Source organism: Caulobacter sp. FV1ye13L (genome assembly GCF_058681155.1).
In genome coordinates this window covers 1,311,923-1,326,174 of sequence record NZ_CM178732.1, presented here as the reverse complement: position 1 = coordinate 1,326,174, position 14,252 = coordinate 1,311,923, and the positions used below count along the sequence as shown (strand labels likewise).

Sequence of the window (14,252 nt, the reverse complement as noted above, 5' to 3'; positions counted from 1 at the left end):
CCGATCAATGGGTCGTGAAGATAGGCGCTTTCTGGAAAATGACCACGCGCCCGGAACGGCTCAGCTCGTTTCCTTGATCAGGCGCCGGCGCTCGACCGATGAGGGAATGCGCATCGCTTCGCGATACTTGGCCACCGTGCGCCGGGCGATGTCGACCCCGGCCGTTTTCAGGATCTCGACGATGGCGTCGTCGGAGTGGACATCCTTCTCGGCCTTCTCGGCCTCGACCAGACCCTTGATCTTGTGACGGACACTCGCGGCCGAATGGGCCTCGCCGCCCTCGGACGACTGGATGGCCGAGGTGAAGAAGAACTTCAGCTCGAACACCCCGCGCGGGGTGGCGATGTACTTGTTGGAGGTGACCCGGCTGACCGTGCTCTCGTGCATGCCGATGGCGTCGGCGACGGTTTTCAGGTTCAGGGGTCGCAAATGCTCGACGCCGAAGGCCAGGAAGCCGTCCTGCTGTCGCACGATCTCGCTGGAGACCTTCAGGATGGTCTTGGCCCGCTGGTCGAGGCTCTTCACCAGCCAGTTGGCGGTGGCCATGCAGTCGGAGACGAAGGTCTTTTCCTGATCGGTGCGCGCACCCTTGGAAACCCGGGCGTGATAGCGCTGGTCGACCAGCACCCGGGGCAGGGTGTCGGTGTTGAGCTCCACGTGCCACATGCCGCCCAGACCCTCGCGGACATGGACGTCAGGCACCAGGGTCTCGGCGGTCTCACTGGCATAGGCCGCGCCCGGACGCGGGGTCAGGGCGCGGATCTCGGCGATCATCTCGCGCAGATCTTCCTCGTCGACACCGCACACCTTGCGCAGGCCGTTCATGTCGCGGCGAGCCAGCATGTCGAGATTGTCGAGCAGGGCGGCCATGGCCGGGTCGTAGCGGTTCTGGTCCTTCAACTGCAGGGCCAGGCACTCCCGCACGTCGCGGGCGAAGACCCCGGTGGGCTCAAAGCCCTGGAGCACGGTCAGGACGCGCTCGACCATCGCCTCGGCGCAGCCCAGACGCTCGGCGGTCTCGGCCAGGTCCAGGCGCAGATAGCCGCCCTCGTCGACGCCGTCGATCAGGACATTGGCCACCAGCTGCTCGGCTGCCGACAGGCCCGCCTGGACCAGCTGGCCCTGCAGGTGTTCCGACAGGGTGGGTACGGCCGTCAGGGCGCCTTCATAGTCGCCGTCGTGCTCAAAGGAGCCGCCGCCGCCGGCTCGCGACCAGTCGATCTGGCCGCCGGCCTCCTGGGCCTGCTCGCCGTCGCCCGAGGCGCGCTCGCCGGGCGAGACGTCGTCGGGCGTGGCGTCCATTTCCGAATTGGCCGAGCCTTCGGCCACGATGTCGACGCCCAGGTCGCTGGCCGCCGGCTCGCGGTCGATTTCGGGCGCGGCTTCGCTTTCGCCCTCGTCGCGTTGCAGGAGCGGATTGCGCTCCAGCTCGGCCTCGACGAAGGCGTCGAGCTCGATGTTCGACAGCTGCAGCAGCTTGATCGCCTGCTGCAGTTGCGGCGTGATGACGAGGCCCTGGCCTTGCCGCAGTTCCAGTCGATGGCCGAGAGCCACTGCGCCCTCCTGGGCAAATCGAAATGTTCGATCCCCATTGAAGGGCAACTAGGTTAACGGGGCGCCAACGCCTGCAATATTCGGGCCGGTGCGACTTTCAGTCCCGTCGCCCAACAATGAAAATCCCGCGAAGCCGGAGGGCCGCGCGGGATAAGTCATTTTGCAATAGGGATTATTTCCTAGACGCGTTCGGCGAAATGATCGCCCAGATAAACGCGGCGGACTTCCGGATCCTCGATGATTTCCTTAGGGGAACCCTCGAACAGCACCTCACCGGCGTGAATGATTGACGCGCGATCGATGATATCCAGCGTCTCGCGGACATTGTGGTCGGTGATCAGAATGCCGATGCCGCGCTTCTTCAGATAGCCGATGACCTCGCGGATGTCGGCGATGGCCAGGGGGTCGATACCGGCAAAGGGTTCATCCAGCAGCATGAACGACGGCTCGCTGGCCAGGGCCCGGGCGATTTCCACCCGCCGCCGCTCGCCGCCCGACAGGGCCACGGCCGGCGACTTGCGGATATGGGTGATCCGCAGTTCTTCCAGAATGTTGGTCACGGTCTCGGCGGCGGCGCGCTGGTTCTTCTCGCGCATCTCGACCACGGCCATGACGTTCTGCTCGACCGTCATGCCCCGGAAGATCGAGGCTTCCTGCGGCAGATAGCCGACGCCCAGACGCGCGCGCTGGAACATCGGCTGGGCGGTGATGTCCTCGCCGTCCAGATAGATCGAGCCGTAGTCGGCGGCGATCAGGCCGGTGATCATGTAGAAGCAGGTGGTCTTGCCCGCGCCGTTGGGGCCCAGCAGGCCGACGACCTCGCCGCGCTGCAGGCGCAGGGAGACGCTCTTGACCACCGGGCGGTCGCCGAACGACTTGCCGATGGCGTCAACGAACAGGCCGCTTGCCTCCGGGCGAGCGGGGGCTTCGGGGCGATCGGAACCGCCAAGGGGCGTCATCTTCATTCGGGCGAGCCTAGCGGTTGGCCGGAGCCGGGGTCTGGGACTTTTCGGGATAGATCACCGAGCGCACCCGCCCGGCCTTGCCCCTGCCCTTGACGTTGGATTCCAGCTTCACGTCGTTGGTCTTGGTGTTGACCGTCATGCGGTCGCCCCGCGCCACGTCCTGGCCGCGCACGACGATGACATTGCCGGTGATCACGATGGTGTCGTTGGAATAGGTGAACACGGCATGGTCGCCCCGGACCGTCTGGTCCTGGTTGACGAGATAGACGTCGCCGTCGGCTTCCACGTGGTCGACATCGCCGCAGGCGTTCGAACCGGCCTGGGCCCCGGGCTTTCGGGTGTAGTAGGCGTTGACCACATTGGCCCGCAGCCGGCTCTTGTCCTGCAGAATCTCGACATTGCCGCGGAAGATCGTGCGGCACTGGCTGTTGATGTTCTCCTGCTCGTAAGCAGCAATGTCCAGGGGCGCGCTGGAGTCGTTGATGCTCTGGGCGAAGGCCGAGCCGTTCGCCAGGATCAGTGCGGTCGCCGCCGCTGCCATCCAACGCTGGATCAAGTCAGAGTCCTTATCTGCGAAGCACGGCCATGCCGCGCGCCTCTACTTACTTCCGTTCGAGCCGGGTGCGAACCCCACCCCTGAAAACGACCCGGTCACCCTTGTCATATACGGTGTAGGCGTTGGATTTCACCTGCCCCGTCGGACCTTCACCCAGCATGGCCGTCTCGCCGCTGATATTTCCGGTCTTGGTGTCGACCACCGCCTCTTCCGAAGCGAAGCGATAGCCCGAGCCATCGTCGATGCGAACATCCCCGCTCAGGGACAGTTTCATCGTGTCTTCGCGATAGATCCCTGACTTGGCCGTCACCCGGCTGGGCTGGGGTTCGTCGAAGCCGAGAGTCAGGGTGGGCGACTCCAGTCGCACGTTCTTCATGTCGTTGTCGTCGCGCAAAGCCGAACGCGCGGTGATCATGAAACTGCGACCATCGCCGGACTGGCCGTAGAAGCGCGGCGCGATCATGCGGATCTGGGTCTTGGCCTCGGCGGGCGGTCGGGCCGCAGCGCGCATCGAGCGCCAGGTGACCTGGCCGCCTACGCCGATCAGGATCACGGCGATCGTCGCCGGCAGCACCACGCGCATCAGCCGCACCCGGCGCGAGCGCCGGCGCCACTGCCCCAGATCCCGGGCGATCGACCGTCCAGTCATGGTCGCGGCCGCCGTCATCCCTAGGTGTGCGCGAAGATGTCGACGTCTTCCCAACCGGCCAGGTCGAGGGCGGCGCGGTGGGGCAGGAAGTCAAAGCAGGCCTGGGCCAGATCCATGCGGCCCTCGCGAACCAGCATGGCGTTGAGCTTGTCGCGCAGACCATGCAGGTGCAGCACATCGGACGCCGCATAGGCGACCTGTTCGGGGCTGAGCGTCGCCGCGCCCCAGTCGGAGCTTTGCTGGGCCTTGGACAGCTCCACGGCCATCAGCTCGCGCGTCACGTCCTTGAGGCCGTGGCGGTCGGTATAGGTGCGGGCCAGCTTGGAGGCGATCTTGGTGCAGTAGACGGGCGCGGTCATCACGCCCAGATGCAGCAGGAACATGGCGATATCGAAGCGGCCGAAGTGGAAAAGCTTCAGGATCTTCGGATCGGTCAGCAGGCGCTTCAGGTTGGGCGCGTCATAGGTGGCGCGATCCAGCTGGACCAGGTGGGCGTCGCCGTCGCCGCTCGACAGCTGCACGACGCAAAGCGGGTCGCGTCCCAGCCGCAGGCCCATGGTTTCAGAATCAATCGCGACTGCGGTGGCGCCGGCAAAGGCGCCGTCGGGCAGGTCGCCCACATGAACAAAATTGGCCAAGGTTTCAGAGCTCTCCGGCGACACGCCTGAACGACAAACGTCGCCGAGGCTCACGCGCCCGAACAGGGTACGCGCGACATTATAATCACGATGAAAGAGATATCTATTCGCTAGGATCTATCGGCGCCACCCCGACCTTCTTTCGAAGGTTGGTAGGGGGTGGTGCCCAGGAGAGGACTCGAACCTCCACGACCTTTCAGTCACTGGCACCTGAAGCCAGCGCGTCTACCAATTCCGCCACCTGGGCCCGCAGAGCAATCCGTGGATCGCCGCGAGGCCGGGACGTTTAGGGAAAGCTTTTGGCCCCGTCAATCGCCAAATCGCGCATTTCGTTGCGAAGCCCCTCGCGGTCGTCTATCCCCCGCGTCATCGCAAGCGACGGGGATTGAAAATGCAAGGTCTGGTCACAGTGTTCGGCGGCTCCGGCTTCGTCGGCAGCCAGGTCGTGCGGCAGCTCGCCAAGGCGGGCCACCGCGTTCGTGTGGCGGTGCGCCAGCCCAACCTTGCCTACAAGATGCGCATGCTGGGCGATGTCGGCCAGATCGAGGTCGTCCAGGCCAATGTCCGCAACGTCGCCTCAGTGACGCGGGCGCTGGAGGGCGCTGAAGCCTGCGTCAATCTGGTCGGCCTGCTCTACGAATCGGGTCGTCAGAAATTTCAGGCCGTCCATGTGATGGGCGCCAAAACCATCGCCGAGTGCGCCAAGGCGGCCGGCGTCGCCCGCTTCGTGCAGATCAGCGCCATCGGCGCCGACGCCGGCTCCGAAGCCAAGTACGCCCGCACCAAGGCCGAGGGCGAAGAAGCGGTCCGCGCCGTGTTCCCGGGCGCAGTGATCGTCCGCCCGTCGGTGGTGTTTGGTCCCGAGGACAACTTCTTCAACAAGTTTGGCCAGATGGCCGCGATGAGCCCGGCCCTGCCGCTGGTCGGCGGCGAGACCCGCTTCCAGCCGGTGTTCGTCGGCGACGTGGCCGTCGTGATCGCCCAGGCGGCCAGCAGCCCGGCCGCCGAGGGCGTGACCTATGAGCTGGGCGGTCCCGGCGTCTATACGATGCGCGAGATCCTTCAGCTGATCCTGACCGAGACCGGCCGCGACCGTCTGCTGCTGCCTATTCCGTGGTTCGCCGCGTCCTTGCTGGGCAAGGTCGGCGACGTGATGGCCGGCCTCCTGCCGATCGCGCCGCCGATCACCAGTGACCAGGTCGAGATGCTCAAGAGCGACAATGTCGCCGATCGCGGCCTGCCGGGCCTGGCTGAAGCCGGCGTCGTTCCGACCAGCATCGAGGCGATCGTGCCGTCCTACCTGTACCGCTATCGCAAGGGCGGACAGTACGCGCCGACTCCGGCCGGGGCGTTCTAGACGCTGGCCAGGCCGGAACGAAAGAGGGCGGACACTGCAGTGTCCGCCCTTTTCTTTTGACCCTACGCCGCCGCGAGATCAGCGCGGAATGTACAGCAAACCCAGCCCCACAACGCCGACGGCGATCCGCCACCAGGCGAACGGCGCAAAGCCGTGGCGGGTGATGAAGTCCAGCACGGTCTTGACCACGAAGACGCCGGAGATCAGGGCCGCCACGAAGCCAAGGCCGATCAGGCCCAGGTCGTTGGTGCTGAGCTTGTCGATGTTCTTGTAGAGATCATAGGCGAAGGCCCCGGCCATGGTCGGCATGGCCAGGAAGAAGCTGAATTCGGCGGCCGAGCGCTTGTCGCACTTCAGCAGCAGGGCGCCGGCGATGGTGGCGCCCGAGCGCGAGACGCCCGGCACCAGGGCCAGGCACTGGAACAGGCCGATGATGAAGGCCGTCTTCAGCGGATAGTCGACCACGTCGGTATGTTGAGGCTCGAACTTCATGCGGTCCAGCGCCAGCAGGGCGAAGCCGCCGGTGATGAGGGTGATGCAGACCAGCAGTGGCGACTCGTAGAGGACCGTCTTGATGAAGTCGTGGGCCAGTACGCCGACAAAGACCGCCGGCAGGAAGGCCAGAAACACGCCCAGGATGAAGCGGCGCGAACCGGGATTGGTCGGCGCCGAGGTCAGCAGCCCCCACAGTCTCCCGAAATAGACCCCGGTAATGGCCAGGATCGCGCCCAGCTGGATCAGAACCTGGAAGGTGTTGCCCGGACTGTGGAAGCCCAGGAAATGTCCCACCAGCAGCAGATGGCCGGTGGAAGACACAGGAATGAATTCAGTAAGCCCTTCGATCAGGCCCAGCACGATCGCGATCAGCCAATCCGGCATCGGCAGTCCCTCAAAAACGCAGCCCCCCGGCGTGCGCCTGACAGCGTAAACATGGCGTTAATCCACAAAGTGGACTAATAACGGGGCGCACTGCGAGACGATCGCAATGACCCCCGGCGACCTGCGGATATTACAGTCAACTATTTTTACCACCGCATTCTTCTTGCGCCAAAGAGTCCGTATGAGGCCGCCATACGCAATTTTTCTCCCGAAGACGGGATGAGGGAAGTCGCATGGCCGAGCGCATGCTGAAATTCACCACGGTGGCCCGCAAGACGCCTGAAAAGCGTGCGGCGGACGACCGTTCTGGCGACTTCCACGAGATCTACGCCGACTTCATCGATGCGAAAGCCACCGAGCAGGCTTCGCGTTGCTCGCAATGTGGCGTGCCGTTCTGCCAGACCCACTGCCCCCTGCAAAACAACATTCCCGACTGGCTGCGGATGACCGCCGAAGGTCGTCTGGAAGAAGCCTATCAACTGTCGCAGGCCACCAACTCGATGCCGGAGGTCTGCGGTAGAATCTGCCCGCAGGATCGTCTCTGCGAAGGCAATTGCGTCATAGAGCAATCGGGTCACGGCACCGTGACGATCGGCTCGGTCGAGCGCTATCTCACCGACAAGGCCTGGGAGATGGGCTGGGTGAAGCCCCTGGTCGCCGGCCCGGCCACCGGCCAGTCGGTCGGGATCATCGGCGCGGGGCCCGCGGGTCTGGCCGCCGCCGAGATGCTGCGCGAGCAGGGCCATGAGGTCGTGGTCTATGATCGTCACGACCGCGCCGGCGGTCTGCTGATCTACGGCATTCCAGGCTTCAAGCTGGAAAAGGACGTCGTCCAGCGCCGCACCTCGCGCCTCGCCGACGGCGGCGTGGAGTTTCGGATGAACTTCGAGGTCGGCCGCGACGCGTCGCTGGAAGACCTGCGCGAAAAGCATGACGCCGTGCTGATCGCCACCGGCGTCTACGCCGCCCGCGACCTGGTGGTCCCGGGCTCTGGCAGCCAGGGCGTGGTTCCTGCGCTCGACTATCTGATCGCCTCCAACCGCACAGACCTGGGCGACAGCGTTCCCGAGTACGAGAGCGGGGCGCTGAACGCCGAAGGCAAGGACGTGGTCGTGGTCGGTGGCGGCGACACCGCCATGGACTGCGTGCGCACCGCCATCCGCCAGGGCGCGACCTCGGTCACCTGCCTCTATCGCCGCGACAAGGCCAACATGCCCGGCTCCCTGCGCGAAGTGGCCAATGCCGAGGAAGAAGGCGTGACCTTCGAATGGCTGGCCGCCCCCCGGGCCCTGTCGGGCGACGCCGAGGCGGTGACCGGCGTGCGCGCCATCCGCATGCGCCTGGGCGCCCCGGACGCGTCCGGCCGCCAGTCGCCGGAAGAGATCGAGGGCGGCGATTTCGATCGTCCGGCCCAGCTGGTGGTCAAGGCCCTGGGCTTCGAGCCTGAAAACCTGCCAGAGCTGTTCGCGGCTCCCGACCTGAAGACCACGCGCTGGGGCACGGTGAAGGCCGATGTCCGCAACCAGATGACCAATCTGGACGGCGTGTTCGCCGCCGGCGACATCGTGCGCGGCGCCTCCCTCGTGGTCTGGGCGATCAAGGACGGCCGCGACGCCGCCGACGCCATGCACCGCTATCTGAAGTCCAAGGTCGGCGCCCCGGCGCTGATCGCGGCGGAGTGAAGATCATGAGCCAAGACATCCAGCACTATCTGGCCAACCGCCAGCGCCTGATCGACGGTCACGCCTATGACCCGACCACCGAGCGCGACGCCTGCGGCGTCGGCCTGGTCTGCGCCATCGACGGCACGCCGCGCCGCGAAGTGGTCGAACTGGCCATCAAGGCCCTGAAGGCCCTGTGGCACCGGGGCGCGGTCGACGCCGACGGCAAGACCGGCGACGGCGCCGGCATCCTGCTGTCGGTCCCGCAGGACTTCTTCACCGACCAGGTGCGCCGCACCGGCCACGCCCTGCGGGCCGGGTCCATCGCCGTGGGCCAGATCTTCCTGCCGCGCACCGATCTGGGCGCCCAGGAAGCCTGCCGCACCATCGTCGAGGCCGAAGCCCTGCGCTTTGGCTTCTACATCTATGGCTGGCGCCAGGTGCCGGTGAACACCGCCGTGATCGGCGAGAAGGCCAACGCCACCCGTCCGGAAATCGAGCAGATCATGCTGGCCGCCCCGGCCGGCCTGGAGGGCGAGCCGCTCGAGCGCGCCCTGTTCCTGTGCCGCAAGCGCATCGAAAAGCGTGTCCATGCCCAGAATCTGTCGGGCTTCTACATCTGCTCGCTGTCGGCCAAGTCGCTGATCTACAAGGGCATGTTCCTGGCCGAGGCGATCGACGAGTTCTATCCCGACCTCAAGGACGAGCGCTTCGCCGCCAATGTGGCGATCTTCCACCAGCGCTATTCGACCAACACCTTCCCCGAATGGCGTCTGGCCCAGCCCTTCCGGATGCTCGCCCACAACGGCGAGATCAACACCATCAAGGGCAACATCAACTGGATGAAGTCCCACGAGATCAAGATGGCCGCCCAGGCCTTCGGCGAGTTCGGGGATGACGTCAAACCGGTGATCCAGCCGGGCGGTTCGGACAGCGCCAGCCTGGACAACACCTTCGAGGTGCTGGTCCGCGCCGGCCGCGACGCGCCGATGGCCAAGGCCCTGCTGGTGCCGGAAGCCTCGGGCCCCAGCCTCTCGGACTCGCACCAGGCGCTCTACAGCTACTGCAACGCCGTCATGGAGCCGTGGGACGGTCCGGCCGCCCTGTGCGCCACCGACGGCCGCTGGGTCGTGGCCGGCAAGGACCGCTCGGGCCTGCGTCCGCTGCGCGTGGCCTATACCGACGATGGTCTGGTGATCATGGGCTCGGAAGCCGGCATGTGCGGCGTCGCCGAAGGCCGCATCACCCGCAAGCTGGCCATCGCCCCGGGCCGGATGATCGCCATCGATCTGCTCGAAGGCCGCCTCTATGGCGAAGACGAGATCATCGACGAACTGGCCGGCCGCCACCCCTATACGCAATGGCTGGGCAACATGGTCGATCTCGAAAAGGAGATCGGCCCCGGCCCCGAGCCGCGCAAATATGGTCGCGAGGAACTGACCCGCCGTCAGGCCGCCGCCGGCTTCAGCCTTGAAGACCTGGAGATGATCCTCGCGCCGATGGTCGAGGACGGCAAGGAAGCCGTCGGCTCGATGGGCGACGACAGCCCGCTGGCCGTACTGTCGGAAAAGTACCGTCCGCTCAGCCACTTCTTCCGCCAGAACTTCAGCCAGGTGACCAACCCGCCGATCGATCCGCTGCGGGAAACGGGCGTCATGAGCCTGAAGACCCGGTTCAAGAACCTGGGCAACATTCTCGCGCAGGACGCCGCCCAGGCCGATGTCTATGTGCTGCAGAGCCCGGTGCTGACCACCGGCATGTACGAGCGCATTCAGGGTCTGCTGGGCGAGAAGAACGTCGTCGTCATCGACTGCACCATGCCCCTGCCCGCCCCCGAGGCCCGAGCTGGCGACGCTCTCCGCGCCAATCTCGACCGCATCCGGGCCGAGGCCGAGGACGCCGTGCTGCGCGGCTGCGGGGCCATCGTACTGACGGACGAGAACAGCCGCGAGGACCGGGTCGCCCTGCCGATGATCCTGGCCACCGGCGGCGTCCACAGCCACCTGGTGGGCAAGGGCCTGCGCTCCTATGTCTCGATCATCGTCCGCTCGGCCGAGTGCCTCGACACGCACTATTTCGCGGTGCTGGTCGGGGTCGGGGCCACGGCGGTCAATGCCTATCTGGCCCAGGAAAGCTTCCAGGATCGCCTGGAACGCGGCCTGCTCGGCGACAAGTCGCTCAAGGACGTGTGCCTGAACTTCAAGGGCGCCATCGAGGCGGGCCTGCTGAAGATCATCTCCAAGATGGGTATCAGCGTCATCTCGTCCTATCGCGGTGGCTACAATTTCGAAGCCGTTGGCCTGTCGCGCGCCCTGGCCGCCGAGTTCTTCCCCGGCATGCCGTCGCGCATCTCCGGCATCGGTCTGGCCGGCGTCGAGAGCAAGGCGGTCGAGCTGCACCGCAAGGCCTGGGACAGCGCCGCCGTCACCCTGCCGGTCGGCGGTCTCTACAAGCTGCGCAAGTCGGGCGAAGCCCACGCCTTCGAGGCCCGCCTGATCCACACCCTGCAGAGCGCCTGCGACACCGGCGACTACGAACTCTATCGCCGCTGGTCCAACGGCCTGCGCACCCAGAAGCCGATCCAGCTGCGCGACCTGCTGGACTGGCGCTCGGACCGCAACCCGATCTCCACCGACGACGTCGAGAGCGTCAACGAGATCCGCAAGCGCTTCGTCACCCCCGGCATGAGCCTCGGCGCCCTGGGCCCCGAAGCCCACGGCATGCTGAACATCGCCATGAACCGCATCGGGGCGAAATCCGTCTCGGGGGAGGGCGGCGAGGACTCGGCCCGCTACAAGCCCCTGCCCAACGGCGACAACCCCAACAGCGCCATCAAGCAGGTGGCCTCGGGGCGGTTTGGCGTCACTGCCGAATATCTGAACCAGTGCGTCGAGCTGGAGATCAAGGTCGCCCAGGGCGCCAAGCCCGGCGAGGGCGGCCAGCTGCCCGGCTTCAAGGTCACCGAGATGATCGCCCGGCTGCGTCACGCCACACCCGGCGTCATGCTGATCAGCCCGCCGCCGCACCACGATATCTATTCGATCGAGGACCTGGCCCAGCTGATCTATGACCTCAAGCAGATCAACCCGGTCGCCCGGGTGACGGTCAAGCTGGTGGCTATGACCGGCATCGGCGCCATCGCGGCCGGCGTCGCGAAAGCCAAGGCCGACGTGATCCTGGTCGCCGGCGGCGTCGGCGGCACGGGCGCCTCGCCCCAGACCTCGGTGAAATATGCCGGCGGTCCGTGGGAGATGGGCCTGTCGGAAGCCAATCAGGTTCTGACGCTCAACAACCTGCGCCACTCCGTCGTGCTGCGGGCCGACGGCGGCATGCGCACGGGTCGCGACATCGTCATCGCCGCCATGCTGGGCGCCGAGGAGTTCGGCATCGGCACCGCCTCCCTGGTGGCCATGGGCTGCATCATGGTGCGCCAGTGCCACTCCAACACCTGCCCGGTCGGCGTCTGCACCCAGGACGAGGCCCTGCGCGCCAAGTTCACCGGCACGCCGGAAAAGGTCATCAACCTGTTCAGCTTCATTGCTGAGGAGGTCCGCGAGATCCTGGCCGGACTGGGCTTCAAGTCCCTGCAGGACATCGTCGGCCGCACCGACCTGCTGGCCCAGGTCAGCCGCGGCGGCGAGCACCTCGACGACCTCGACCTCAACCCCCTGCTGGTTCGCGCCGACCCCGGCCAGAACAAGCCCTACAATACCGTGGTCGGCCGCAACGAAGTGCCCGACACCCTCGACGCCCAGATCGTCCGCGACGCCGCGCCCCTGCTGGAACGCGGCGAGAAGATGCAGCTGACCTATACGGTCCGCAGCACCGCACGCTCGATCGGCGCCCGCACCTCCAGCCACATCGTGCGCAAGTACGGCATGAAGGGCCTGCCCGCCGGCCACCTGACCGTCCAGCTCAAGGGCTCGGCCGGCCAGAGCCTGGGGGCCTTCGCGGTCCAGGGCCTGCGCATCGAACTGACCGGCGAGGCCAACGACTATGTCGGCAAGGGCCTGTCGGGCGCGACCATCGTGATCAAGCCCTCGCGCACCCTGGCGGCTCCGGAAAGCAACGCCCTGCTGGGCAACACCGTGCTGTTTGGCGCCACCTCGGGCCGACTGTTCGCGGCGGGCCAGGCGGGGGAACGCTTCGCTGTCCGCAACTCGGGGGCCACCACGGTGGTCGAGGGCTGCGGGGCCAATGGCTGCGAATACATGACCGGCGGCCAGGTGGTGATCCTGGGTCCGACGGGCGGAAATTTCGGGGCCGGCATGACCGGCGGCATGGCCTTCGTCCTCGACCAGCACGGCCGGTTCGAGGCCAACATCAATCCCGAGAGCATCGTCGTCCAGCGCCTGGCCTCGCCCTATTGGGAAGGCGTGCTGCGGTCCCTGGTGGCCGAACACGCCCGCGAGACCGACTCGGCCTTTGCCGGGTCCTTGCTCCGCGACTGGGACCGGGTGCGCGACCTGTTCTGGCAAGTGTGCCCCAAGGAGATGGTCAGCCGTCTGCCGCAGCCGCTGGTGGCGGAAGAGGTCGCGGCCTAGGCGTTTTCCGGTTCTGAGAACTTGCCCCCTCCTGACCTGCTTCGCAGGTCGTCCTCCCCCGTAGGGGGAAGACGAGGTTCGCGCGTTTCATCTTCCCCCTCCGGGGGAAGACGACCGCGATAGCGGTCCGTAGGGGGCAAGTGTCAGCGACCTCGCGCTTTCGCTGCGATGGGAATGGGAAGGGTCGCGGAGCGTCCGGGCCTCGCCCGGATGTGAGAGTAGTGAATACCGTTTCGACGAAGACGAACGCTCCGCGCAGCCGTTATCCGGTGAGCCCTCGGGGCGCGGGGTTTTAACCCGCTTCCGACGTTAGGCCCCCGACGGGTGGAGGGGATAGCGACCCCGTCCAGACCGCATGGGCGATTTCAGCCCATGCCTGTTGCGCATCGTGCGGGCGTCGCAAAAGGGCGTTCCCGGCGGTCCCGGTCCGGCTTCAACACGTCCGGGCCCCGCAAGGACCGATCCGCTCCACCAGACCCTGCCGGGCCTTAGACGACGACCGACGGGCGCTTCCCGCTCGACCACCCCTGACAGCCGCAACGGTCGCCGTACGTGCGCCCTTCCCGTGCTGTCAGGTGAGCTTGATTATGCGGGCGGTTTCAGCGCGTCTGACAGGCGCGATCTATTTATTTTCAGGGCGTTGAATTTGCTGAACTCCATCAGCGACAGCACGGGGATTGCGCGCAGCTTATCCCCGCCCTTCTGCAAAAATCTCGTCATCCCGGGGCTTGTCCTCGGGACCCATGGTTCAGCTTCCACGTGAGCATCCGAGTCTGCGCCGCCCTTGCGGCGGACAAATGGGTCCCGGGGACAAGCCCCGGGATGACGGTGATCTATTGGATTGGCGTTCCGCCCGCCCCCCTTCGCGCCGAAGGGAGCCATCCTTAAATCTCACGGCGAGACGATCGCTGGTCTGGAAAGGTCACTCAAGGACGACGCTCCGCGTCGCCGCAACGCGGCCGCCAGAGGCGGTGTCGGCGGACTGACCTTTCCAGACCAGCACGCTGCAGCCTCCAAGAGATTTAAGGATGAGCGGGACGCCGGGCGTCCGCTTTCGGGGATAAGGGGGGAGGCAAAGGCCGCTTTCGACCCTAAGCGGACCTTGCTTCGACTAGGCTTTCTGCCTGCTCCAAAATTTTATGAAGGTCAGCCCCGGGCGTAGTGGCCTGCAGGCGGATGTCCTCGAGTTCGGGATCGGTAATCGGGACGCTCTCGAACTCATCCCAATCCCACTGACCGCCGCTGTTATCGAGGAAGTCACGGAGGAAGCCGACAACTTCGTCAGCGCTGCGATCAACAGTCTTTTTCCCGGGCCAAAGGCCAGCAAGTAGCGCGAGCGGCACGGCGATTGGGGCGAGCAGGATAGCGCGCCAGCCGGTGATCACTACAGGTGAGGTCCGCTGCATGGAGCCCACGATACTCGAATGGCCGAAGTCCGCCATCCACCCT

General features: G+C 66.0%; 10 protein-coding genes and 1 tRNA gene. 3 read left to right on the top strand and 8 right to left on the bottom strand.

The window, feature by feature from the left end:
* Positions 1 to 60: 60 nt before the first annotated feature.
* The 6 genes from rpoN to ACW176_RS06145 all read right to left on the bottom strand — a co-directional run bounded on the left by rpoN (position 61) and on the right by ACW176_RS06145 (position 4,609).
* Positions 61 to 1,554, bottom strand: coding sequence for an RNA polymerase factor sigma-54 (gene rpoN / locus ACW176_RS06170; RefSeq protein WP_492111282.1), 1,494 nt, complete (start codon positions 1,552 to 1,554; stop codon positions 61 to 63).
* 179 nt (positions 1,555 to 1,733) lie between these two features.
* The gene (lptB, locus tag ACW176_RS06165) at positions 1,734 to 2,513 is read right to left on the bottom strand and encodes an LPS export ABC transporter ATP-binding protein (protein ID WP_492111885.1); all 780 of its coding nucleotides are present in this window, start codon (positions 2,511 to 2,513) and stop codon (positions 1,734 to 1,736) included.
* A 16-nt stretch (positions 2,514 to 2,529) separates the two neighbouring features.
* A complete protein-coding gene (locus tag ACW176_RS06160; RefSeq protein ID WP_492111281.1) occupies positions 2,530 to 3,075 on the bottom strand; it encodes an LptA/OstA family protein in 546 nt (181 codons plus the stop codon).
* A gap of 46 nt (positions 3,076 to 3,121) precedes the next feature.
* Positions 3,122 to 3,724 carry an LPS export ABC transporter periplasmic protein LptC gene (gene lptC / locus ACW176_RS06155; RefSeq protein ID WP_419319443.1) on the bottom strand — a complete coding sequence of 201 codons (603 nt, stop codon included), beginning with the start codon at positions 3,722 to 3,724 and terminating at the stop codon, positions 3,122 to 3,124.
* A 20-nt stretch (positions 3,725 to 3,744) separates the two neighbouring features.
* Positions 3,745 to 4,362, bottom strand: a complete 618-nt coding sequence (locus ACW176_RS06150) for a ribonuclease D (RefSeq protein WP_492111280.1) — start codon at positions 4,360 to 4,362, stop codon at positions 3,745 to 3,747.
* 160 nt (positions 4,363 to 4,522) lie between these two features.
* Positions 4,523 to 4,609, bottom strand: a tRNA-Leu gene (locus ACW176_RS06145).
* Positions 4,610 to 4,753: 144 nt separating this feature from the next.
* Between ACW176_RS06145 and ACW176_RS06140 the strand changes: the two genes are divergently transcribed.
* Complete coding sequence (locus tag ACW176_RS06140; RefSeq protein ID WP_492111279.1) at positions 4,754 to 5,719, top strand: complex I NDUFA9 subunit family protein; 966 nt, start codon at positions 4,754 to 4,756, stop codon at positions 5,717 to 5,719.
* Between the two features lie 78 nt (positions 5,720 to 5,797).
* On the opposite strand, the gene ACW176_RS06135 is transcribed toward ACW176_RS06140, so the two are convergent.
* Complete coding sequence (locus tag ACW176_RS06135; protein WP_492111278.1) at positions 5,798 to 6,598, bottom strand: undecaprenyl-diphosphate phosphatase; 801 nt, start codon at positions 6,596 to 6,598, stop codon at positions 5,798 to 5,800.
* Between the two features lie 233 nt (positions 6,599 to 6,831).
* Here ACW176_RS06135 and ACW176_RS06130 point away from each other — a divergent pair, with 233 nt between their 5' ends.
* Both ACW176_RS06130 and gltB read left to right on the top strand, forming a co-directional pair.
* On the top strand, positions 6,832 to 8,280 hold the full coding sequence (locus tag ACW176_RS06130) for an NAD(P)-dependent oxidoreductase (RefSeq protein WP_492055959.1): 1,449 nt from the start codon (positions 6,832 to 6,834) through the stop codon (positions 8,278 to 8,280).
* Positions 8,281 to 8,285: 5 nt separating this feature from the next.
* Positions 8,286 to 12,803, top strand: a complete 4,518-nt coding sequence (gene gltB, locus ACW176_RS06125) for a glutamate synthase large subunit (protein ID WP_492111277.1) — start codon at positions 8,286 to 8,288, stop codon at positions 12,801 to 12,803.
* Between the two features lie 1,091 nt (positions 12,804 to 13,894).
* Here gltB and ACW176_RS06120 read toward each other — a convergent pair.
* Positions 13,895 to 14,245: a hypothetical protein gene (locus ACW176_RS06120; RefSeq protein WP_492111276.1), complete on the bottom strand. Its 351-nt coding sequence runs from the start codon at positions 14,243 to 14,245 to the stop codon at positions 13,895 to 13,897.
* Positions 14,246 to 14,252: the final 7 nt, after the last annotated feature.

What these genes read in the sequence shown, in the direction of transcription:
- lptB (WP_492111885.1), bottom strand. Translation starts at nt 2,513, where the DNA reads ATGACGCCCCTTGGCGGTTCCGATCGCCCCGAAGCCCCCGCTCGCCCG.
- lptC (WP_419319443.1), bottom strand. Translation starts at nt 3,724, where the DNA reads ATGACTGGACGGTCGATCGCCCGGGATCTGGGGCAGTGGCGCCGGCGC.
- ACW176_RS06140 (WP_492111279.1), top strand. Translation starts at nt 4,754, where the DNA reads ATGCAAGGTCTGGTCACAGTGTTCGGCGGCTCCGGCTTCGTCGGCAGC.
- ACW176_RS06135 (WP_492111278.1), bottom strand. Translation starts at nt 6,598, where the DNA reads ATGCCGGATTGGCTGATCGCGATCGTGCTGGGCCTGATCGAAGGGCTT.
- ACW176_RS06130 (WP_492055959.1), top strand. Translation starts at nt 6,832, where the DNA reads ATGGCCGAGCGCATGCTGAAATTCACCACGGTGGCCCGCAAGACGCCT.
- gltB (WP_492111277.1), top strand. Translation starts at nt 8,286, where the DNA reads ATGAGCCAAGACATCCAGCACTATCTGGCCAACCGCCAGCGCCTGATC.
- ACW176_RS06120 (WP_492111276.1), bottom strand. Translation starts at nt 14,245, where the DNA reads ATGGCGGACTTCGGCCATTCGAGTATCGTGGGCTCCATGCAGCGGACC.